The sequence below is a fragment of the Clavibacter davisi genome, from assembly GCF_052751415.1.
In genome coordinates this window covers 1,707,331-1,727,118 of record NZ_CP199882.1, presented here as the reverse complement: position 1 = coordinate 1,727,118, position 19,788 = coordinate 1,707,331, and the positions used below count along the sequence as shown (strand labels likewise).

The window sequence follows — 19,788 nt, the reverse complement described above, 5'->3', positions numbered from 1 at the left end:
CGCCGGGCGCGCCCCGAGCGGCCGAGGATCCGCGGCCGGTCGCCCCGATCTCATCCGCGCGATGTACGCGCGGCGGCTCCCGTGTCCCGGTCAGAACCCGAGGCGGCCGAGCAGCTTCGGGTCGCGCTGCCAGTCCTTGGCGATCTTCACGCGCAGCGAGAGGAACACGCGCTTCCCGACGAGCGGCTCGATCTGCGCGCGCGCCACCTGGCCCACGTGCTTGAGCCGCGACCCCTGCGCGCCGATGACGATGCCCTTCTGGCTGTCGCGCTCGACGAAGAGGTTCGCGTAGATCTCGAGCAGCTCCTTGTCCTCGCGCTCGATCATGTCGTCGATCGTCACGGCGAGCGAGTGCGGCAGCTCGTCCTGCACGCCCTCGAGCGCGGCCTCGCGGATGAGCTCGGAGATGCGGGCCTCGAGCCCCTCCTCGGTGACGGCGTCGTCTGGGTAGAGCTGCTCCGAGACGGGCAGGGCCTTCAGGAGCTCGCCCACGAGCGCGTCGAGCTGGATGGCCTCGACCGCGGAGACGGGGACGATGGCGTCCCAGTCGCGGAGCTCCTGCACGGCGAGGAGCTGCTCGGCGACCGCGTGCCGCGACGCGGAGTCGGTCTTCGTGACGATGGCGATCTTGCGGGCGCGTGGGTACTCGTCGAGCTGCTCGTTGATGAAGCGGTCGCCCGGGCCGATCCGCTCGTCCGCGGGGATGCACAGGCCGATGACGTCGACGTCGCCGAGCGTGGTCTGCACGAGCGAGTTGAGCCGCTCGCCGAGGAGCGTCCGCGGGCGGTGGATGCCCGGGGTGTCCACGAGGATCAGCTGCCCGTCGGGCCGGTGCACGATGCCGCGGATGGCCTTGCGGGTGGTCTGCGGCTTGGAGCTCGTGATGGCCACCTTCTCCCCCACCAGCGCGTTGGTGAGCGTCGACTTGCCCACGTTCGGGCGGCCGACGAAGGAGACGAACCCGGCGCGGTACGCCGGGGCGCCGCCGCGGGGCTTGCGCTTCGGCCGGGCGGCCTCGGCCGCGGCCTCGGCGGCACGGTCGATGCCCCACGCGGCGTCGGAGAGCGGGGCGGGCGCCGCGGCGTCGGCATCCGTCGTCGGAGCCGCGGCCACGTCGTCGTCGTCCCGGGGGTCAGTCATGGTCGTGTCCTCTGCTGGCGGCGGCGCCCGCGGGGGCCGCCTCGTGGTCGTCGTCGTCCGCGCGGTCGCGCTCGACGAGGATCGTGCTGATGCGCGTGCGGCGCCCCTCGACCCGGTCGGCCGTGAGCACCAGACCGCCGACCCGCACCACGGATCCGCGCTCCGGCAGGCGGCCGAGTGTCTTGGCGAGCAGGCCGCCGGCGCTGTCCACGTCGTCGTCGTCGAGCTCGAGGCCGAACAGGTCGCCCAGCTCGTCGATCGGGAGCCGGGCGCTCACACGGTACACGCCCTCGCCGAGGTCCTCGTACTCGGGCACGTCGCGGTCGTACTCGTCGCTGATGTCGCCCACGAGCTCCTCGATGAGGTCCTCGAGCGTGACGAGCCCGGCGATGCCGCCGTACTCGTCCACCACCATCGCGAGGTGGTTCGACTCCAGCTGCATCTGCCGCAGCAGCGCGTCCGCCTTCTGCGACTCGGGCACGAACACGGCGGGACGCGCGAGCTGGTCGACGGTCGCGCCCTCGGCCTCGAGGGGCCGCTCGTAGACCATGCGCGCGAGGTCGCGGAGGTACAGCACGCCCTCGATCTCGTCCGAGTCGCGCCCCGTGACGGGGGCCCGGGAGATGCCGCGGGAGAGGAAGAGGCCGAGGGCGCTGCCGACCTGCGCGGTCTGCTCGACCACGACCATGTCGGTGCGCGGGATCATGACCTCGCGCACCACGGTGTCGTTGAACTCGAAGATGGAGTGGATGAGCTCGCGGTCGTCCTCCTCGAGCACCTCGAGCTCCGTGGCCTCGTCCACCATGCTGAGCAGCTGCTCCTCGCTGGTGAACGTCGCCACGGTCTTGGGGCGGCCGGGCGTGACGCGGTTGCCGAGCGCGACGAGGGCGTCGGCGACCGGGCCGATGGCCACCCGGATCACGCGCACCATGAGCGCCGTCCACGCGAGGAGCGGGCGGGCGTGCACCCGACCGACCGAGCGCGGGCTGGCCCCGACGAGCACGAAGGACACGGCGGTCATGATGGCGGCGGCCACGAGCAGAGTGATCCACCACTCCGCGATCGTGTCCGCCAGCGCCAGCGTGACGAGCACGGCGGCGCTCGTCTCGGCGATGATGCGGACGAAGCTCAGCGCGTTGACGTACGCGCCGGCGTCGGTCGAGATGGCGAGCATCGACCGTCTCGCGCGCGACGTGAGCGCGAGCTCCTGGATGTCGGCGCGGGACAGGGACGAGATGGCCGACTCGGAGGCGGCGAGGAGGCCGCCGAGGACGACCAGGAGGAACGCGGGGACGAGGAGGGCGAGCATCGTCGGCGGGTCAGCGACCGCGCTCGCTCATGGCGAACCCGATCAGGATGTCGCGCTGGAGCCCGAACATCTCGCGCTCCTCGTCGGGCTCGGCGTGGTCGAACCCGAGCAGGTGCAGGATCCCGTGCGCGGTCAGCAGCAGGATCTCCTCCATGGTCGAGTGCCCCGCCGTCACGGCCTGCTCGGCGGCGACCTGCGGGCAGACCACGATGTCGCCGAGGAGCCCGGCGGGCGTCGGGCGGTCCTCGGTGCCGGGGCGCAGCTCGTCCATCGGGAAGCTGAGGACGTCCGTGGGACCCGGCTCGTCCATCCACTGCACGTGCAGCTGCTCCATCGCGCCCTCGTCCACCATCACGATGGCGAGCTCGGCGTCCGGGTGCACGTGCAGGGTGTCGAGCGCGTAGGTGGCGAGGCGCTGGATGAGCGGCTCGTCGACCTCGATGGCGGACTCGTTGTTGATCTCGATGCTCATCGGGTGCTCCCAGGGGCGGTGCGGCGCTCGGCGCGGAGGTGGTCGGCGGCCTGGCGCTCCGCGTCGTAGCGCGTGTACGCGTCCACGATGCGGCCGACCAGGGTGTGCCGCACGACGTCGTCGCTCGTGAGGCGGGAGAAGTGGATGTCGTCCATGCCGTCCAGCACGCGGGTGACGAGCTGGAGGCCGCTCGACCCCGTGGGCAGGTCGACCTGCGTGATGTCGCCCGTGACCACCATCTTCGAGCCGAAGCCGAGGCGGGTGAGGAACATCTTCATCTGCTCCGGAGTGGTGTTCTGCGCCTCGTCGAGCACGACGAACGCGTTGTTGAGGGTGCGCCCGCGCATGTAGGCGAGCGGCGCCACCTCGATGGTGTTGGAGGCCATGAGCTTCGGGACGAGCTCGGGATCCATCATCTCGTTGAGCGCGTCGAACAGCGGCCGGAGGTACGGGTCGATCTTGTCGGTCAGCGAGCCGGGCAGGTAGCCGAGCCGCTCGCCCGCCTCGACGGCCGGGCGGGTGAGGATGATCCGCTCGACCTCCTTGCGCTGCAGCGCCTGGACGGCCTTGGCCATGGCGAGGTAGGTCTTGCCGGTGCCCGCGGGGCCGATGCCGAACACGATCGTGCTCGCGTCGATGGCGTCGACGTACTGCTTCTGGCCGGGCGTCTTGGGGCGCACGACGCGGCCGCGCGACTGCACGATGGCCTCGCTCAGCACGTCGGACAGCGTCCGGGCGTCGTCCTGGCCGAGCCGGCGCGCGCTCGTCTCGATCTCCTGCGGTTCCACGTGCTGTCCGTCCTCCACCATCGCCACGACCTCGTCGATGAGCCGACGGGCCGACGCCACGTCCGCCCGGGTGCCGACGAGCGTGATCTCGTTGCCGCGGACCCGGACGTCGACGTCCGGGTGCTCGCGCTCGATCTGCCGGAGCAGCCGGTCCTGCGGCCCGAGGAGGCGCACCATGAGCACGCCGTCCATCGTCGCCGTCTGCTCGACGCGCTCCTCCTCCGCGGACGCGCCGCCCCGCGGGTCAGAACCCGACATGGTCCCCCTGGCCGAAGCCCGCGAGCACGTGCGCGTGCACGTGGAAGACCGTCTGGCCGGCCGCCGCGCCCGTGTTGAAGACGAGGCGGAACTGCCCGCCCGCCCGCTCGGCGCCGATGCGCGACGCGAGGTCGACGACCTCCGCGAGGAGGCCCGGGTCGCCCGCGGCGAGCTCGACGACATCGCGGTACGCGGCCGTCTTCGGCACGACCAGGACGTGGACGGGGGCCTTCGGGGCGATGTCCTGGAACGCGATCACGCGCTCGGTCTCCGCGACGATCTCGGCCGGGATCTCGCGGGCGACGATGCGCTCGAAGACGGTGGGCTCTCGGGTCTCGCTCATGCGTCCAGCCTACGCGGCGCCCGCGACGTCACCATCGCCCGAGGGCCGCGTTCACGAGCGCGAGCGCTGCGGGTCCTGCGGTGGACGTGCGGAGGATGCCCGAGCCGAGCGCGACCGGGATCGCCCCGGCCTCCCGGAGCACCTCGACCTCCGCCGGGCTGATGCCGCCCTCGGGTCCCACGACGAGGAGCACGTCGGTCGCCTCGGCCTCGGCGGGGGCGGCGAGGTCGAGCGCGGACAGCCGCGTCGCGGCGGTCGGGTCGAGCACGAGCACGCGGGCGGTGGCGGCCATCCGCGCGAGGTCCTTCGTCGTCGCGAGCCCCTCCACGCCGGGCACGCGCGGGCGGATGGACTGCTTCACGGCCTCGCGCACGATCGCGCGCCAGCGGTCCCGCCCCTTGGCGACCTTGGCGCCCTCCCAGCGGGAGATGGAGCGCTGCGCCTGCCACGGGATCACGGCGTCGACGCCCAGCTCGGTCGCGGCCTGCACAGCCAGCTCGTCGCGATCGCCCTTCGCGAGCGCCTGCACGAGCACGACGCGCGGCGACGGCTCGGGGTGCTCCTCGACACCGTCGACCCGCAGCTCCAGCCGCTGCGGATCCGCGGTCGTGACGGTGCACGACGCGATCGTCCCGCGCCCGTCGCCGACGAGCAGGCCCTCGCCCGCGCGGATCCGGCCGACGGTGACCGCGTGGCGCGACTCCGCGGCGCCGAGCGCGACGACCCGGCCGACGGCCAGGTCACCGTCACCGAGGTCGTCCGCGAGGTGGAAGTGCGCCACGGTCAGACGTTGAGGAAGCGGTCGCGGAGCTTCTGGAAGAGGCCCTGCTGGAAGTGCGCGAGGTGGGGCGCGGGAGCCTTGTTGCGCTTCGCGAACTGCTGGATGAGGTCGCGCTCCCTGTGGTCGAGCTTCTGCGGCGTCACCACCTGGATGCCGATCTTGAGGTCGCCGCGCCCCGAGCCGCGGAGCTTCGTCACGCCGCGGCCTCGCACCGTGATGATCTCGGCGCTCTGGATGCCGGGGCGGAGCTCGAGGTCCACCGCGCCGTCGAGCGCCTCGATGCGCGCGTCGCTGCCGAGGATCGCGTCGACCATGCTCACCTCGACCGTGGCGAGCAGGTCGTCGCCGTTGCGGCTGAAGACGTCGTGGTGCGCGACCTTGATCTCCAGGTAGAGGTCGCCGTTCGGTCCGCCCGCGGGGCCGACCTCGCCGGAGCCCGGCATCTGGAGGCGGAGGCCCGTATCGACGCCGGCCGGGATGTCGACCGGCACCGTGCGGCGCGCGCGGACGCGGCCCTGGCCGGCGCACGTGGGGCAGGGGTGCGGGATGACGGTGCCGTAGCCGCGGCAGGTGCCGCAGGGGCTCGACGTCATGACGTTGCCGAGGAGCGAGCGCACCTGGCGCTGGATGCTGCCGGAGCCGCGGCAGATGTCGCACGTGACGGCGCTCGTGCCGGGCTGCGCGCAGGATCCGTGGCACGTGTCGCACACGACGGCCGTGTCGATCTCGAGGTCGCGGTGCACGCCGAAGATGACCTCCTCGAGCTCGACCTCGACGCGGAGGAGCGCGTCCTGGCCGCGCTCCTGGCGCGAGCGCGGACCGCGCCCCCCTCCGCCCTGCTGGCCGCCGAAGAACGTCTCGAAGATGTCGCCGAACCCGCCGAAGCCCTGGCCGCCGCCGCCGAACCCGGCCTGCGGGCCGAGGTCGTACTGCTGGCGCTGCTGCGGGTCGGACAGCACGTCGTACGCGTGCGTCACGAGCTTGAACCGCTCGGCGGCGTCGGGGGCGTCGTTGACGTCCGGGTGCAGCTGGCGCGCCTGCTTGCGGTACGCCTTCTTGATCTCCTCGGACGTCGCCTCGCGGCTCACGCCCAGTACTTCGTAGTGGTCAGCCACGTCGGGCCCTTCGGTGGTGATGGTCGTGGGGAACAGGGGCGGTGCGCCGGCGTGCGGGCGTCACCGCTCCTCGAGCAGGCGCGAGAGGTAGCGCGCGACCGCGCGCACCGACGCCATGTTGGTGGAGTAGTCCATGCGGGTCGGGCCCAGCACGCCGAGGCGCGCGAGCACGCCTCCCGACGAGCTGTAGCCGCTGGTGAGCACGCTCGTCTCGCCGAGCCCGAACGGGGCGTTCTCCCGCCCGATGCTCACGGAGACGCCGTGCTGGTCGGCTTCCATCTCGCCGAGCAGGCGCAGGAGCACCACCTGCTCCTCGATCGCCTCGAGGACGGGCGAGATGCTGCCCGGGAAGTCGCGCTCGGTGCGGGCGAGGTTCGCGGATCCGGCGAGCAGCAGGCGCTCCTGCCGGTTCGCGAGCACCTGCTCGACGAGCGTGCCCGCGAGAGCCGCGGCGGCGGCCCGCTGGGCGGGCTCCACCTCGTCGGCCAGGGTCTCGAGGCGTGCGGCCGCCTCGGCGAGGCCGAGACCGCCGACGGCCGCGTTCACCCGCGTGCGCATGGCCGCGAGGAACTCCTGGTCGGGATCGCCCTGGAGCTCGACGACGCGCTGCTCGACGCGGCCCGTGTCGGTGATGAGCACGGTGAGCACGCGCGTGGCCGACAGCGCGACCAGCTCGACGTGCTTCACGTGGCTCGTCGCGAGCGACGGGTACTGCACGAGCGCGACCTGGTTGGTGAGCTGCGCGAGGAGCCGCACGGTGCGCGCGAGCACGTCGTCGAGGTCGACCGACTGGCCGAGGAACACGTGGATGGCCTGGCGCTGCGCCGGGGTGAGCGGGCGCACGTCCGCGAGCTGGTCGACGAAGAGCCGGTAGCCCTTGTCCGTCGGCACGCGTCCCGAGGAGGTGTGCGGCGCCGCGATGAGCTCCTCCTCCTCGAGCAGGGCCATGTCGTTGCGGATGGTGGCGGCCGAGACGCCGAAGGCGTGGCGCTCCACGATGGACTTGGAGCCCACGGGCTCACGGGAGGACACGTAGTCCTGCACGATCACCCGGAGGACGTCGAGTCCGCGTTCCGAGACCATGGCGGCTCCCTCCTGGCACTCGTCGGTTCTGACTGCCAATCGTACCGCGTGGATCCGACGGCCCGGCATTGCCGGTCGCGCGTCGGCGGAGGTAGCGTGGTGGGGCCGGGCGAGGCCGGGCACCACCCACACGATCCCGCGCGATCCACCGGCCGTCGGCCCGTGCCGTGCACCGAGAGGCCCGCGATGTCCGCACCCGATCCCCACCCCTACGGCGCCCCCGCCCCCCTCACCCCGGGCGAGGACCGGCTGTGGGCGTCGCTGACGCACTTCCTCGCGATCCTCATCGTGCCGTCGTTCATCGTCTGGCTCGTGTTCCGGGAACGCGGTCGCTTCACGGACCAGGAGGGCAAGGAGGCGACGAACTGGACGATCAACGTCGCCGGCGTGCTCGTCATCCTCAACGTGCTCCAGGCCGTCTTCGTGGTCATCCCGTTCCTCGGGATCCTCATCTCCGTGCTGCTCGGCCTCGTGATCTTCGCGGTCGTCGTGGTCAACATCGTGTTCGCGATCATCGGCGGCGCGCGCGTGCAGGGCGGTCGGCCCTACCGCTACCCGCTCAACATCCGGTGGATCAAGTAGTCGGGGACCGATGAGCGCCAGGATCCGCCACGTCGCCGTGGACTGCCGGGACCCGCACGCGCTCTCGCTCTTCTGGGCGGGCGTCACCGGCTTCGCGGAGGATCCGGACGAGCCCAACCGCCCCGACGAGGACGCGGCGTGGCTCGGCGACCCGGTGTCGGGCCTCGGCATCATCCTGCAGCGCACGGACGCGCCGAAGACGGCGAAGAACCGGGTGCACCTCGATCTGGCGCCCGACGACCGCACGCGCGACGAGGAGGTCGACCGGGTGCTCGCCCTCGGCGCGACGCTCGTCGCCGACCGGCGGAACGCGGACGGCAGCGGGTGGGTCGTGCTCGCCGACCCGGAGGGGAACGAGTTCTGCGTGGAGCGCAGCGACGCCGAGCGCGAGGCGGGCGACGAGGTGGGCGCGGTCGTCCTCTGACCCGGCGGCGGTGCGCGCCGGCCTCGAGGAGGCGGCGGACCACGGCCCGTGTCAGTCCTCGAGGAGGCGGCGGACCACGGCGTCGGCGAGGAGCCGCCCCGACAGGGTGAGCACGAGGGTGCCCGCGAGGGCGGCGCGCGGGTCCACGAGGCCGTCGGCGATGAGCCCGGCGACCTGGCGGCGCCCCTCGACGGTGAGGGTGGGAATGGACAGGCCGTCGCGGATCCGCGCCCCGAGCAGGACCCGCTCCACCTCGCGCGTGGCGTCGTCGAGGTTCTCGCGGCCGGCGCCCGGGGAGGCGCCCGCGAGCACGCGGTCGGCGTAGGCGGCCGGGTGCTTCACGTTCCACCAGCGCACGCCGCCGACGTGGCTGTGCGCGCCGGGTCCGACGCCCCACCAGTCGTGGCCCTGCCAGTACGCGAGGTTGTGGCGGCTGCGGCGGCCGCCGCGGGCCCAGTTGCTCACCTCGTACCACTCGTAGCCGGCCTCGCCCAGCATGCGGTCGGCCAGCTCGTACATGTCGGCCTGGAGGTCCTCGTCGGGCTCGGGCACCTCGCCGCGGCGGATCTGCCGCGCGAGCTTCGTGCCGGGCTCCACGATGAGCGCGTACGCGGACAGGTGGTCGGGCTCCTGGGCGATCGCCTGCTCGAGCGAGGCGCGCCAGTCGTCGATACTCTCCCCCGGCGTGCCGTAGATGAGGTCGAGGCTCACCTCGAGCCCGGCCGCGCGGGCGCCGCGGACGACGGGCGCGATGCGGGCGGGGTCGTGCGTGCGCTCCAGCGTCGCCAGCACGCGCGGCACGGCCGACTGCATGCCGAACGAGACGCGCGTGAAGCCGCCCGCCGCGAGGGCCGCGAGGTAGGCGTCGTCGACGCTGTCGGGGTTCGCCTCGGTCGTGACCTCGGCGCCCTCCGCGATGCCCCACGTCTCGCGCACGGCGTCGAGCATCCGCACCAGGTCCTCCACCGGCAGGAGGGTGGGCGTGCCGCCGCCGAGGAACACGGTGGAGGCGGGCCGTGCGGGTACGCCGGAGTCGCGGAGGGCGGATCCGGCGAACCGCACCTCCTGCACGGCCTGCGACGCGTAGTCCGACTGCTTCACGCCCCGGAGCTCGGGCGCCGTGTAGGTGTTGAAGTCGCAGTAGCCGCAGCGCACGCGGCAGAACGGCACGTGCAGGTAGACGCCGAACGCGCGCTCGTCGGCGCCCGCGGACGCGGAGGCGGGCAGCAGGCCGTCGGCGGGGGCGGGATCGGCGAGGGGCAGGGCGGACGGCATCCGTCCATCATCCCCCGGCGCGGAGGCCGGTCCGTGCAGCGGCCTCCGGCAGGATGGGCGCATGACCGACGCCCCCACGCCCCGGCCCCTCCACGTCCTCTGGGACGTCGACGGCACGCTCCTCCACAACAGCCCGCGCTCCGGCAGCATGTACCACCGCGCGATCGAGCTGGCCGCGGGCGAGCCGCTCGTGGACCGCACGGTGCACGCGCACGGCAAGACCGACGGGCAGATCATCTGGGAGACCCTGGACGTCTACGGCCTGCCCGAGTCGCTGCACGCGCCGGTCCGTCAGCACCTCGAGGAGCTGTCGCGGGTCGAGCACTACGGTCCTGGCCGCCGCACCGTGCCGGTCGGCGTCCCCGAGCTCGTGGCCGACGTGGCGGCACGCGGCTGGGTGAACGCGCTCCTCACGGGCAACTCGCCGCTCCGCGCCCGGTACAAGCTCGACGGCGCCGGGCTCGACGTCGGCCTGTTCGACTGGGACGCGTCCGCGTTCGGGCACGAGGCCCGGATCCGCAGCGACCTCACCCGGCGGGCGGCCGCCGAGCTGGCCGGCGCGCCCGTCGTGATCATCGGCGACACCCCCGCGGACGGCGTCGCCGCGGAGGCGGCGGGCTTCCCGTTCGTCGCGGTGGCGACGGGGGCGTATGACGTGGACGCGCTGCGGGCCCCGGACGCGCACGCGGCGCTCGTGGTGCCGGACCTCCGGGCCGGGCGCGACGAGGTGCTCGCGTTCCTGGACGGACTCGCCGCGCGCTGATCCCGGCACCCGAGGGGCGGAGCACGCGGCGCCGCGGATCAGGCCGAGGCGACCGCCGGGTGCAGCGAGCGCAGGTACCTGCGCGTGAAGATCCCCTGCACGACGCGGAGGACGGGGCTCGCCAGCCGCAGCGGCCACGAGGCCGGGCGGGAGAAGACGCGGAGGGTGAGCCACACGCTGCCGTCGGGCTCCCGGGAGACGAGGAACGCCTCCTCGCCGCTGAACGGGTGGCCGGGCAGCGTGCCGTAGGCGAAGCCGACGCGGTCGGCCTCCTCGACGGTGTAGACGACGCGCACCGGCGCCTCCGGGTGGAACGGCCCGAACGGCATGCGCAGCACGGCCGAGGTCCCCGACGTGATCCACGCGGTCCCGTCGTCGCCGTACAGCGCCTCGCGCGGGCGGTCGGCGGGCACCTGGGGCACCCCGTCCTCGTCGAACTCCAGTCCGCGGTAGCCGGGCTCGTCCGGCACCTCCTGCTCGATGCGCGTGACGTCGATCCCGCTGCCGCGCTGCACCCCCCAGGTCATGAGGAGGGCGACGGCCTGCTCGAAGCGCTCGTCGCCGCTGCCGAGCCGGGCGCTCGCCTCGGCGGGGCGGTAGCCCTCGGGCGGGTAGGTCATGAGATCGACGGCCTGGGTGCCGCCGACGGAGCCGTACGTGACGGCGGTCGCGGTGTAGGTGCTGCGGCGCATGAGGATCAGACTACGGCGTGCCGCTGGACGTCCCGGCCGACGCCGGGCGGACCGCTGCGGAGCGGAGCCGAGCCGGTGCTCCGAGCCATCGCCGGATGCGCCGCGGCGCGTGCCGCCAGCATGGACGAGCCCCCGTCCGAGGGCTCTCGGTGCCCCCGGGCGGGGGCTCGGACCCTCGACGTCATCCCTCCGGATGAGGATCCTGACGACGCCGTCATCCCCGCGATGCAGGGGCCCGAGGACCGTCACCGGATCGTGATCCGAACGCGAGCGGCCGTCCTCCGCGGACCCCTAGCCTTCAGTCGGCGCCGGGCCTCCCGAGCGTCGCGCATCCCCCTCTCCCGACGCTCGTCGTCGGTCCTCGGAAGGTCCTCCCGTGCTCCGCTCCCTCACCGCCCTCGCCGTCGCCGGCTCTCTCGCCGTCGCCGGAGTCGCCGTCGCGACCCCCGCCTCCGCGGCCGCCGGCGGCACGTTCTACTCCGTGCCCTACGACTCCTCGCTCTTCCAGGTGACGACGGTCGCCGGGCGCGCCGAGGCGCAGCCCGCGTCCTTCGAGACGTGGCGCGCCGCCGGCTTCCCGGCGCCGCAGCCCGCCGCCACGCAGTACGTGCGCTTCACGTGGGAGTCGACCGTCCAGGCCGACAGCACCGCGGGCGACGCGGCGTTCTCGGTCTCGTTGACCTCCGCCGAGTGGCGGCGCGCCGGGTCCCCGACGCCCCGTACGGACCGCCTCCCGGCCGCGTCGAGCATCCTGCAGTACTCCGGATCGGGCGAGCTCTTCGTCGTGGAGTCCGAGTCCTCCTTCACCGACGACCCCGGATACCACCAGCTGACCTTCGCCGAGTACGCGCACCTCGGCTACCCGGCCGTCGACACGACGTCGCCGCGCATCTTCTCCAAGCTGTCCTGGAACGCGACGCTCGTCGGCCCGGTGTCCAGCTCGGGCGAGACGGGCCCCGTCTCGTTCGCGGTCTGGGACCGCTTCGCCCGCCCCACCCCCGTCGTGGTCGCGTCCTACGACGGCGACCGCTTCTGCCACGCGGCCGGAGCCGCCGAGATCCGCTACGTGGGGAAGGCCGCGCCCGAGGGCATGGCGCTCACCTACCGCGAGTGGGTCGCCGCGGGGTCGCCCGAGCCCGCCACCTGCTGACCCCTCCCGCAGCGCCTGACGCGCCCCGCCTCTCGAGGCGGGGCGCGTCTCGTCGTCCAGGCCACGTGCGGTGCGCACGCCTAGCAGGTGCAGGCGCCGTGCGCATCCCTCCCGCGAGGACCGCCTCCTCATCCGTCCGCCCAACCCTCGTCCGGGGGTGGTCGGTGCCGTGATGAAACCGTGATCAGAGCTGCATTCCTACGCGAGTTGAAGCCGCTACCTTGGGCCTGCGAGGCCGAGCCGGAACGGGCGGATCCTCGGTCCGCATGATCCAGCACGACACCTCTCGGCGCCTCGGCGTCGCCCATCGGAAGGCCATCATGAACCGCTCACTGCCCGCCCTCGCCCTCGTCGGGGCGCTCGTCCTCGGCGGCAGCGTCCTCGCCGCGGCACCAGCCCAGGCCGCTGCCGGGGACACCTACTACTCGGTCCCCTTCAACGACTCGCTGATCGTCGAGTCCCCCGTCTCCGCCGACGTCCCCGGGATCGGCTACGCGACCTTCGCGGAGTGGAAGGCCGACGGCTTCCCGCGTCCCGTCCCCGCGGCCGTCGCCTACCGCCTCCTCCCCTGGGACAGCACCGTCTTCGCCGATGTGATGGGCACGCACTCCGGCCTCACGGCGGTGCTGACCGGCACCGAGTGGCGGCGCGCCGGATCGCCGGCGCCGACGCGGGGCGCGCTGCCGTTCTCCTCCACCGTCGTCCAGTACCCGACGTCCGACGAGCTGCTCGTGCGCACCGGCACGCTCTGGGGTTCGGATGCCGCCGAGTGGCACACGCTGACCTTCGCCGAGTGGCGCACCCTCGGCTACCCGGCGGTCGACCGCCGTGAGGCCGTCGGCTTCTCGAAGCTCTCCTGGCTCGGCACGATCGTCGGTCCGGATCCCCTCACGGGCGGGCAGACCGCGATCTCCTACGACACGTGGCTCGACGCCGGCCGTCCGACGCCGAAGGTCGTCCCGTCCTTCCCGAACGACAGGTACTGCTCCGCGCGGGGCAGCTCGGAGATCCGCTACGTCGGCCTCGCGGCTCCCCGGGGCGTCGCGCTGACGTTCCGCCAGTGGACCGCCGCCGGCTCGCCGAAGCCGACCGTCTGCTGACCTGCTCCGCACGCGACGCGCCCCCTGCCTCGAGAGGCAGGGGGCGCGTCGTGCGGGGGGGGGCGGCTACTTGGCCTTCTTCTCCGTGTCGCCCGAGAGCGCGGCGATGAACGCCTCCTGGGGGACCTCGACGCGGCCGACCATCTTCATGCGCTTCTTGCCCTCCTTCTGCTTCTCGAGCAGCTTGCGCTTGCGGGTGATGTCGCCGCCGTAGCACTTGGCGAGCACGTCCTTCCGCATGGCGCGGATGGACTCGCGGGCGATGATCCGGGCGCCGATGGCGGCCTGGATCGGCACCTCGAACTGCTGGCGCGGGATGAGCTCGCGCAGGCGCCCGGTCATCAGCACGCCGTACGCGTACGCCTTGTCGCGGTGCACGATGGCGCTGAACGCGTCGACCTGCTCGCCCTGCAGCAGGATGTCGACCTTCACGAGGTCGGCCTCCTGCGAGCCCGCGGGCTCGTAGTCGAGCGACGCGTAGCCGGCCGTCTTGCTCTTGAGGTTGTCGAAGAAGTCGAACACGATCTCGCCGAGCGGCATCGTGTAGCGGATCTCCACCCGGTCCTCGCCGAGGTACTCCATGCCGAGCAGGATGCCGCGCCGCGACTGGCACAGCTCCATGATCGTGCCGACGTAGTCCTTGGGGGCGAGGATCGCGGCCTTCACCACGGGCTCGGAGACGCTCACGATCTTGCCGCCCGGGAACTCGCTCGGGTTGGTGACCGTGACGGTCTTCTTGTCCTCGCTCGTGACCTCGTAGATGACGGAGGGCGCCGTGGTGATGAGGTCGAGGCCGAACTCGCGCGAGAGGCGCTCGGTGATGATCTCCAGGTGCAGGAGGCCGAGGAACCCGCAGCGGAAGCCGAAGCCGAGCGCGACCGAGGTCTCGGGCTCGTAGACGAGCGCGGCGTCCGAGAGCTTCAGCTTGTCGAGGGCGTCGCGGAGGTCGGGGTAGTCGGATCCGTCGATCGGGTAGAGCCCGGAGAAGACCATGGGCAGCGGCTCGGTGTAGCCGGGCAGCGCCTCGGTCGCGGGGCGCGCCGCGGTCGTGACGGTGTCGCCGACCTTCGACTGGCGCACGTCCTTCACACCCGTGATGAGGTAGCCGACCTCGCCGACGCCGAGGCCGTCGGACGGCGTGGGCTCGGGCGAGCTCACGCCGATCTCGAGGATCTCGTGGGTGGCGCGCGTCGACATCATCGCGATCTTCTCGCGCGGGCTCAGCTTGCCGTCGATCATGCGGACGTAGGTGACCACGCCGCGGTAGGCGTCGTAGACCGAGTCGAAGATCATGGCGCGGGCGGCCGCGTCGGGGTCGCCGACGGGAGCGGGGATGGTGCGCGAGACCCGGTCGAGCAGCTCCTCGACGCCGGCGCCCGTCTTGCCGGAGACGCGCAGGACGTCGGCCGGGTCGCCGCCGATGAGGGAGGCGAGCTCGGCCGCGTACTTGTCGGGATCCGCCGCCGGCAGGTCGATCTTGTTGAGCACCGGGATGATCGTGAGGTCGTTCTCGAGCGCGAGGTAGAGGTTCGCGAGCGTCTGGGCCTCGATGCCCTGCGCGGCGTCGACCAGGAGGATCGCGCCCTCGCATGCGGCGAGCGAGCGGGAGACCTCGTACGAGAAGTCGACGTGACCGGGGGTGTCGATCATGTTGAGCGCGTAGGTCTTCCCCTCCAGCTCCCACGGCATGCGCACGGCCTGGCTCTTGATGGTGATGCCGCGTTCGCGCTCGATGTCCATGCGGTCGAGGTACTGGGCGCGCATGGCGCGCGACTCGACGACGCCCGTGAGCTGCAGCATGCGGTCGGCCAGCGTGGACTTGCCGTGGTCGATGTGGGCGATGATGCAGAAGTTGCGGATGGACGCGGGGTCGGTCGCGGCGGGCCGGAGGGCCTTCGTTGCTAGGGGGCTCACGCGTTCCTCAAGGTCGAGCGGGTGGGGCGGTCCGTCGATCATCCCATGGCGGGGCGGTCCGGCCGGTCCGGGCGCCGGCGCCGAGGCGGGGCGCGGTCCCTGCCCGCGGAGGAGCAGGGACCGCGCCCGGCGACGGGATCAGCGGCGGACGATGTCGGCAACCGCCGCGTCGAGCTCCGGCCACCGGAACCGGTAGCCCGCGGCCTCGAGCGTCTCCGGGACGACCCAGCGGCTCTTGAGGACGAGCTCGGGCTCGGTGCGGAACAGCCACATGCCCGCCTCGAGCATCCACCGGTTCGCGGCGAGGCCGACCGGCATGCGGACGGCGTGGCGCAGCACCTTCATCAGCCGCCGGTTGGTGACGGGCGCGGGGCTCGACGCGTTGACCGGGCCCTCGATCGTCGGGGTGTCGCGCACGAAGCGGATGATCCCCACGAAGTCGTCGATGTGCAGCCAGCTGAAGACCTGGCGGCCGTTCGTCGGCTGGAAGACGTGGTGCGCGCCCGCCCGGATGCGCGACGGGCGCCCCGGGAACCGCCCGTCGAGCTGCGGCCCGCCGAGGCCGAAGCGCGCGAGGCCGAGGAGCGGCTGGAGCGCGCCGTCCCGTCCGAGGACGATCGCGATGCGCAGCGCGACGCGACGCGTGGACGGCAGATCCGGCGCGAAGAACGCGCGCTCCCAGGCGCGGCCCACCGACGGCGAGAAGTCGTCGCCGAGCTCCCCCGTCGACTCGGTCTGCGGCCCGTCGGTCGCGTGCCGGTACACCGTGGCGGTCGAGGCGTTGATCCACACGGGCACGGGGGCCACGCTGTCCTGGATCGCGCGTCCGAGCTCGGCGGTCGTCTCCACGCGCGAGCGCAGGATCTCGAGGCGGTTGGCCACGCCGTAGCGGCAGTTCACGCTCTTGCCCGCGAGGTTCACGAGGAGGTCGGCGCCGTCGAGGAGGCGGCGGATCCCCTCGGCGTCGCCCCAGCGCGCGTCGGCGCCGGAGCGACCGACGGTGCGGACGAGGTAGCCCTCCTCGGTCAGCTCGCGGACGAGCACCTGTCCGATGAAGCCGGACGCGCCCGCGATGACCGCGATGCGCGGGGCGGCCGGCCCCGGTGCGTCGCTCATGCGCCGAAGCGCGTGCCGCGCTCGACCGTGGTGCCCCGGCCGTCGGCCCACGTGTAGACCGTGTCGCCGCCGATGATGACGTGCTCGGCGCGCGACCGCACGTCGAGCGGGTCGCCCGACCAGATCACGACGTCGGCGTCGAGGCCCGGCGTGAGCGCGCCGACGCGGTGGTCGAGGCGGAGGATGGCGGCGGGGTTCGCGGTGATCGCCCGCAGCGCGATGTCCGCCGGCAGGCCGTCCTTCACCGCGAAGGACGCCTGGTGCACCAGGAAGTCGATGGGCACGACGGGCGCGTCCGTCGTGATCGCCACGAGGACGCCCGCCCGGTGCAGGGCCGCGAGGTTCGCGACGGCGCGGTCGCGGAGCTCGACCTTGGAGCGCGAGGTGATCATGGGCCCGAAGATGACGGGGATGCCGCGCTCGGCGAGCACGTCCGCGATCTTGTCGCCCTCGGTGCCGTGGTTGACCACGAGGCGGTAGCCGAACTCGTCGGCGAGGCGGATCGCCGTGGCGATGTCGTCGTGGCGGTGCGTGTGCTGGTCCCAGGCGAGCTCCCCGTCGAGGACGCGCACGAGCGTCTCCTTGCCGAGGTCGCGGGAGAAGGGCGTGCCCTCCTTCGCCGCGTGGTCGCGGGCGGCGCGGTAGTCCTCGGCGTCGCGGAAGGCCCGGCGGATCACCATGGCGACGCCCAGGCGCGTCGACGGCGTGCGGTCCTTGGAGCCGTAGACGCGCTTCGGGTTCTCGCCGAGCGCGCTCTTGACGCTCACGGAGTCGCTCACGAGCTGCTCGTCGATGGTGCGGCCGCCCCACGACTTGATGGCGACGGACTGGCCGCCGATCGGGTTGCCCGAGCCGGGCTTCACGACGATGGTCGTGACGCCGCCCTTGAGCGCGTCGCGGAAGCCCTCGTCGTCGATGTCGATCGCGTCGATCGCGCGCACCGACGACATGTCGGGGTCGGTCATCTCGTTGGTGTCGTCGCCCGCCGGGCCGTTGGCCTCCTCGTGGATGCCCACGTGGCCGTGCGCCTCGACGAAGCCGGGGAGGACCCAGCGGCCGGCGGCGTCGATCACGGTCGCGTCCGCGGGGACCTCGACGTCGGCGGCCGGGCCGACCGCGGCGACGAGGCCGTCGCGGAGGAGGACGGTGCCGCCGGGGATCGGGGCGCCGTCGACGGGGACGACGTGGCCTCCGGTGATGGCGGTGACGGTGGATGCGGAGGCGCGGACGGGGGCGGTGGGATCTGCGGGGAGGGCCATGCCCCGAGCCTAGGACGGCGGGGCGGCGGCGGCGGGGCGGCCGCGGCGCGTTCTGGCGGCCGCCGGGGACGGGGTCGCCGGAGGAGCCTCGGTAGGCTCGCGGGATGGGCATCCCCGACTTCATCGTGTCGCTCCGCGAGCGGATCGGCACGGAGCCCCTGTGGCTGTCCGGCGTGACCGCGGTGATCCTCGACGGCCCGCGCGTGCTCCTCGTCCGCCGCGGCGACACCGGCGGGTGGGCGCCCGTCACGGGGATCCTCGATCCCGGCGAGGAGCCCGCCGTCGGCGCCGCGCGGGAGGCCGCCGAGGAGACGGGCGTGGAGATCGAGGTCGAGCGGCTCGTCTCCGTGGGCACCACCGGCGAGATCACCTACCCCAACGGCGACCGCGCGAGCTACCTCGACCTGACCTTCCGCTGCCGCTACGTGGGCGGCGAGGCGCACGTCGCCGACGACGAGTCGCTCGACGTGGGCTGGTGGCCGGTGGACGCCCTCCCGGACATGCCCGCGGACCTCCGCCAGCGCATCCTGGACGCCGTCGACGACCTGCCCGAGGCCCGCTTCGTGCGTCCGGGCGAGCGCTCCCCGTGGGCGGACGGCGACGCGCGGGGCTCGGGCGCCTGATTTCCTGGCCGCGACCTGGTATCGTCGCCTGTTGGCTTGCGTGTGATCCTCCCCGATCACGCGGTATCGCCGCAGGCGCCCTCTCTCGCTGAGCGGCAACTCATCTGACGAAAAATCGAACGGAAGACATAACACGTGGCAAACATCAAGTCGCAGATCAAGCGCATCGGCACGAACAAGAAGGCTCAGGAGCGCAACAAGGCCGTCAAGAGCGAGCTGAAGACGGCGATCCGCTCGGTCAAGACCGCCATCACGGCGGGCGACAAGGACGCGGCCGTCAAGGCCGTCAGCCTCGCCGGCAAGAAGCTCGACAAGGCCGCCAGCAAGGGCGTCATCCACAAGAACCAGGCCGCGAACCGCAAGGGCGCGATCGCCAAGCAGGTCGCCAAGATCGGCTGACCTCGCCGCACCGCACGACGAAGGGCCCCGCTTTCCGCGGGGCCCTTCGTCGTGCTCGGCGCGATGCCGATGGGCGGCCTCAGGGGCGGTCCTGATGGGCGGCCTCAGGCGCGGTCCGCGTCGTGGTCTCAGTCGCGGTCCCCGTCGCGGCCCACGCCGTGGTCTCAGTCGCGGCCGCGGGAGGCGACCGTGCGGACCATGCGCTCGAGCGAGTAGACCGCGTCGCGTCCGCCGCCCTTGACCTGCGCGTCCGCCTCGGCCAGGGCCTCCACGGCGCGGCCCAGGCCCTCGTCGTCCCAGAGCTGCAGGTCGCGCCGGGCGCGGTCCACCTGCCACGGCGCCATGCCGAGCTTCGAGGCGAGCTGGCCGGAGGGGCCGGAGACGCCGGAGACCTTCGCCATGGTGCGGATCTTCATGGCGAAGGCGGCGATGAGCGGCACCGGATCCGCCCCCGAGGTGAGCGCGTGCCGGAGGAGCACGAGGGCCTCGCCGCGGCGACCGGCGATGGCGGAGTCGGCGACCGCGAACGCGTTGATCTCCACCCGGCCGCCGTAGTACTCGTCGACCGTGACCTCGGTGATCTCGTGCGCCGTGTCGGAGATGAGCTGCTGGCACGCGGACGCGAGCTCGCTGACGTCGTCCTGGAACGCGGCGACGAGCTGGCGCACGGCGCCCGGCGTGATGGAGCGCTTGGCCGCCCGGAACTCGGCGACGGCGAAGTCGTGCTTCTCGCTGTCCTTCTTCAGCTCCGCGCAGACGACCTCGATGCCGCCGCCCGTGCCCGCGCGCACCGCGTCGAGCAGCTTCTTGCCGCGCACTCCCCCGGCGTGCCGGAGCACGACGTAGGTGTCGTCGGCCGGGGACTCGAGGTAGGCGACGGCGTCGAGCAGGAACTGGTCGGAGCACTTCTCCACGTTGACCACGCGGATGAGCCGCGGCTCCGCGAACAGCGACGGGCTGGCCAGCGTGATGAGCTCCCCAGGGGCGTAGGAGTCGGCCTCGATGTCGGACACCTCGATGCTCGGATCCTCCGCGGTGAGGATGTCGCGGAGGCGCCGGATGGCCCGGTCCGCGAGGAGCGCCTCCGTGCCGGAGACGAGCACGATGGGGGCGGGGCGGACGGCATCCCACGCGAGCTGCGGGATGGCCGCGGACGCCTTCGCGGCGGTGCCGCGGGTGGTCCTGGTCGCCATGCGGGTCCT

Annotated in this window: 21 protein-coding genes; 7 read left to right on the top strand and 14 right to left on the bottom strand. The window is 73.0% G+C overall.

Going from position 1 to position 19,788, the window contains the following annotated elements; all coding sequences use genetic code 11:
- Positions 1–90: 90 nt before the first annotated feature.
- From era to hrcA, 8 genes are read right to left on the bottom strand one after another with little or no spacing between them, the layout of a single operon-like run.
- Positions 91–1,140, bottom strand: a complete 1,050-nt coding sequence (gene era, locus ACU4ZT_RS08215; RefSeq protein ID WP_445337001.1) for a GTPase Era — start codon at positions 1,138–1,140, stop codon at positions 91–93.
- The gene (locus tag ACU4ZT_RS08210; RefSeq protein WP_063070268.1) at positions 1,133–2,449 is read right to left on the bottom strand and encodes a hemolysin family protein; all 1,317 of its coding nucleotides are present in this window, start codon (positions 2,447–2,449) and stop codon (positions 1,133–1,135) included. Before ACU4ZT_RS08210 ends, era begins: the two co-directional genes overlap by 8 nt.
- Positions 2,450–2,459: 10 nt before the next feature.
- Complete coding sequence (gene ybeY, locus ACU4ZT_RS08205; RefSeq protein WP_043669058.1) at positions 2,460–2,921, bottom strand: rRNA maturation RNase YbeY; 462 nt, start codon at positions 2,919–2,921, stop codon at positions 2,460–2,462.
- On the bottom strand, positions 2,918–3,967 hold the full coding sequence (locus ACU4ZT_RS08200; protein ID WP_414747964.1) for a PhoH family protein: 1,050 nt from the start codon (positions 3,965–3,967) through the stop codon (positions 2,918–2,920). The genes ybeY and ACU4ZT_RS08200 overlap by 4 nt, the downstream gene beginning before the upstream one ends.
- Entirely contained in the window at positions 3,954–4,310 is a 357-nt protein-coding gene (locus tag ACU4ZT_RS08195; RefSeq protein ID WP_063070270.1) for an HIT domain-containing protein, read from the bottom strand. The genes ACU4ZT_RS08200 and ACU4ZT_RS08195 overlap by 14 nt, the downstream gene beginning before the upstream one ends.
- Positions 4,311–4,338: 28 nt before the next feature.
- Positions 4,339–5,091 (bottom strand): 16S rRNA (uracil(1498)-N(3))-methyltransferase, encoded by a 753-nt coding sequence (locus tag ACU4ZT_RS08190; RefSeq protein WP_414747965.1) that lies wholly within the window; start codon positions 5,089–5,091, stop codon positions 4,339–4,341.
- 2 nt (positions 5,092–5,093) lie between these two features.
- Positions 5,094–6,206 (bottom strand): molecular chaperone DnaJ, encoded by a 1,113-nt coding sequence (gene dnaJ, locus ACU4ZT_RS08185; RefSeq protein WP_270981596.1) that lies wholly within the window; start codon positions 6,204–6,206, stop codon positions 5,094–5,096.
- Positions 6,207–6,266: 60 nt separating this feature from the next.
- Entirely contained in the window at positions 6,267–7,289 is a 1,023-nt protein-coding gene (hrcA, locus tag ACU4ZT_RS08180) for a heat-inducible transcriptional repressor HrcA (RefSeq protein WP_063070273.1), read from the bottom strand.
- A 186-nt stretch (positions 7,290–7,475) separates the two neighbouring features.
- On the opposite strand from hrcA, the gene ACU4ZT_RS08175 reads away from it, so the two are divergent.
- Complete coding sequence (locus ACU4ZT_RS08175; RefSeq protein ID WP_063070274.1) at positions 7,476–7,871, top strand: DUF4870 domain-containing protein; 396 nt, start codon at positions 7,476–7,478, stop codon at positions 7,869–7,871.
- Between the two features lie 10 nt (positions 7,872–7,881).
- Positions 7,882–8,295: a VOC family protein gene (locus ACU4ZT_RS08170; RefSeq protein WP_063070275.1), complete on the top strand. Its 414-nt coding sequence runs from the start codon at positions 7,882–7,884 to the stop codon at positions 8,293–8,295.
- A gap of 51 nt (positions 8,296–8,346) precedes the next feature.
- On the opposite strand, the gene hemW is transcribed toward ACU4ZT_RS08170, so the two are convergent.
- Positions 8,347–9,570, bottom strand: a complete 1,224-nt coding sequence (hemW, locus tag ACU4ZT_RS08165) for a radical SAM family heme chaperone HemW (RefSeq protein ID WP_063070276.1) — start codon at positions 9,568–9,570, stop codon at positions 8,347–8,349.
- A 61-nt stretch (positions 9,571–9,631) separates the two neighbouring features.
- Between hemW and ACU4ZT_RS08160 the strand changes: the two genes are divergently transcribed.
- The gene (locus ACU4ZT_RS08160; protein ID WP_445337000.1) at positions 9,632–10,333 is read left to right on the top strand and encodes an HAD family hydrolase; all 702 of its coding nucleotides are present in this window, start codon (positions 9,632–9,634) and stop codon (positions 10,331–10,333) included.
- A 38-nt stretch (positions 10,334–10,371) separates the two neighbouring features.
- Here the strand turns inward: ACU4ZT_RS08160 and ACU4ZT_RS08155 are convergent, their stop codons facing one another.
- Positions 10,372–11,025, bottom strand: a complete 654-nt coding sequence (locus ACU4ZT_RS08155) for a DUF1990 domain-containing protein (RefSeq protein ID WP_063070278.1) — start codon at positions 11,023–11,025, stop codon at positions 10,372–10,374.
- Between the two features lie 376 nt (positions 11,026–11,401).
- On the opposite strand from ACU4ZT_RS08155, the gene ACU4ZT_RS08150 reads away from it, so the two are divergent.
- Both ACU4ZT_RS08150 and ACU4ZT_RS08145 read left to right on the top strand, forming a co-directional pair.
- Positions 11,402–12,175 (top strand): hypothetical protein, encoded by a 774-nt coding sequence (locus tag ACU4ZT_RS08150; RefSeq protein ID WP_063070279.1) that lies wholly within the window; start codon positions 11,402–11,404, stop codon positions 12,173–12,175.
- Between the two features lie 266 nt (positions 12,176–12,441).
- Positions 12,442–13,275 (top strand): hypothetical protein, encoded by an 834-nt coding sequence (locus tag ACU4ZT_RS08145; RefSeq protein WP_414763349.1) that lies wholly within the window; start codon positions 12,442–12,444, stop codon positions 13,273–13,275.
- Positions 13,276–13,341: 66 nt separating this feature from the next.
- Here the strand turns inward: ACU4ZT_RS08145 and lepA are convergent, their stop codons facing one another.
- The 3 genes from lepA to ACU4ZT_RS08130 all read right to left on the bottom strand — a co-directional run bounded on the left by lepA (position 13,342) and on the right by ACU4ZT_RS08130 (position 17,564).
- Positions 13,342–15,189 carry a translation elongation factor 4 gene (gene lepA / locus ACU4ZT_RS08140; RefSeq protein ID WP_063070280.1) on the bottom strand — a complete coding sequence of 616 codons (1,848 nt, stop codon included), beginning with the start codon at positions 15,187–15,189 and terminating at the stop codon, positions 13,342–13,344.
- A gap of 138 nt (positions 15,190–15,327) precedes the next feature.
- Positions 15,328–16,305, bottom strand: a complete 978-nt coding sequence (locus ACU4ZT_RS08135; RefSeq protein ID WP_445336999.1) for an epimerase — start codon at positions 16,303–16,305, stop codon at positions 15,328–15,330.
- Positions 16,302–17,564 (bottom strand): amidohydrolase, encoded by a 1,263-nt coding sequence (locus tag ACU4ZT_RS08130; protein ID WP_414747970.1) that lies wholly within the window; start codon positions 17,562–17,564, stop codon positions 16,302–16,304. The genes ACU4ZT_RS08135 and ACU4ZT_RS08130 overlap by 4 nt, the downstream gene beginning before the upstream one ends.
- 104 nt (positions 17,565–17,668) lie before the next feature.
- Between ACU4ZT_RS08130 and ACU4ZT_RS08125 the strand changes: the two genes are divergently transcribed.
- Together ACU4ZT_RS08125 and rpsT are read left to right on the top strand one after the other, a co-directional pair.
- Positions 17,669–18,187, top strand: coding sequence for an NUDIX hydrolase (locus ACU4ZT_RS08125; RefSeq protein WP_063070283.1), 519 nt, complete (start codon positions 17,669–17,671; stop codon positions 18,185–18,187).
- A 135-nt stretch (positions 18,188–18,322) separates the two neighbouring features.
- Positions 18,323–18,586 carry a 30S ribosomal protein S20 gene (rpsT, locus tag ACU4ZT_RS08120; RefSeq protein WP_012038238.1) on the top strand — a complete coding sequence of 88 codons (264 nt, stop codon included), beginning with the start codon at positions 18,323–18,325 and terminating at the stop codon, positions 18,584–18,586.
- A gap of 164 nt (positions 18,587–18,750) precedes the next feature.
- Here the strand turns inward: rpsT and holA are convergent, their stop codons facing one another.
- Positions 18,751–19,779 (bottom strand): DNA polymerase III subunit delta, encoded by a 1,029-nt coding sequence (gene holA / locus ACU4ZT_RS08115; protein ID WP_270981600.1) that lies wholly within the window; start codon positions 19,777–19,779, stop codon positions 18,751–18,753.
- Positions 19,780–19,788: the final 9 nt, after the last annotated feature.

Bases quoted from the DNA above. Each gene is read 5' to 3' on its own strand.
- hrcA (WP_063070273.1), bottom strand. From the start codon at position 7,289: ATGGTCTCGGAACGCGGACTCGACGTCCTCCGGGTGATCGTGCAGGAC.
- era (WP_445337001.1), bottom strand. From the start codon at position 1,140: ATGACTGACCCCCGGGACGACGACGACGTGGCCGCGGCTCCGACGACG.
- ACU4ZT_RS08155 (WP_063070278.1), bottom strand. From the start codon at position 11,025: ATGCGCCGCAGCACCTACACCGCGACCGCCGTCACGTACGGCTCCGTC.
- ACU4ZT_RS08195 (WP_063070270.1), bottom strand. From the start codon at position 4,310: ATGAGCGAGACCCGAGAGCCCACCGTCTTCGAGCGCATCGTCGCCCGC.
- ACU4ZT_RS08125 (WP_063070283.1), top strand. From the start codon at position 17,669: ATGGGCATCCCCGACTTCATCGTGTCGCTCCGCGAGCGGATCGGCACG.
- ACU4ZT_RS08130 (WP_414747970.1), bottom strand. From the start codon at position 17,564: ATGGCCCTCCCCGCAGATCCCACCGCCCCCGTCCGCGCCTCCGCATCC.
- ACU4ZT_RS08175 (WP_063070274.1), top strand. From the start codon at position 7,476: ATGTCCGCACCCGATCCCCACCCCTACGGCGCCCCCGCCCCCCTCACC.
- ybeY (WP_043669058.1), bottom strand. From the start codon at position 2,921: ATGAGCATCGAGATCAACAACGAGTCCGCCATCGAGGTCGACGAGCCG.
- holA (WP_270981600.1), bottom strand. From the start codon at position 19,779: ATGGCGACCAGGACCACCCGCGGCACCGCCGCGAAGGCGTCCGCGGCC.
- ACU4ZT_RS08145 (WP_414763349.1), top strand. From the start codon at position 12,442: ATGATCCAGCACGACACCTCTCGGCGCCTCGGCGTCGCCCATCGGAAG.
- ACU4ZT_RS08160 (WP_445337000.1), top strand. From the start codon at position 9,632: ATGACCGACGCCCCCACGCCCCGGCCCCTCCACGTCCTCTGGGACGTC.
- ACU4ZT_RS08210 (WP_063070268.1), bottom strand. From the start codon at position 2,449: ATGCTCGCCCTCCTCGTCCCCGCGTTCCTCCTGGTCGTCCTCGGCGGC.
- ACU4ZT_RS08200 (WP_414747964.1), bottom strand. From the start codon at position 3,967: ATGTCGGGTTCTGACCCGCGGGGCGGCGCGTCCGCGGAGGAGGAGCGC.
- ACU4ZT_RS08170 (WP_063070275.1), top strand. From the start codon at position 7,882: ATGAGCGCCAGGATCCGCCACGTCGCCGTGGACTGCCGGGACCCGCAC.
- hemW (WP_063070276.1), bottom strand. From the start codon at position 9,570: ATGCCGTCCGCCCTGCCCCTCGCCGATCCCGCCCCCGCCGACGGCCTG.
- ACU4ZT_RS08135 (WP_445336999.1), bottom strand. From the start codon at position 16,305: ATGAGCGACGCACCGGGGCCGGCCGCCCCGCGCATCGCGGTCATCGCG.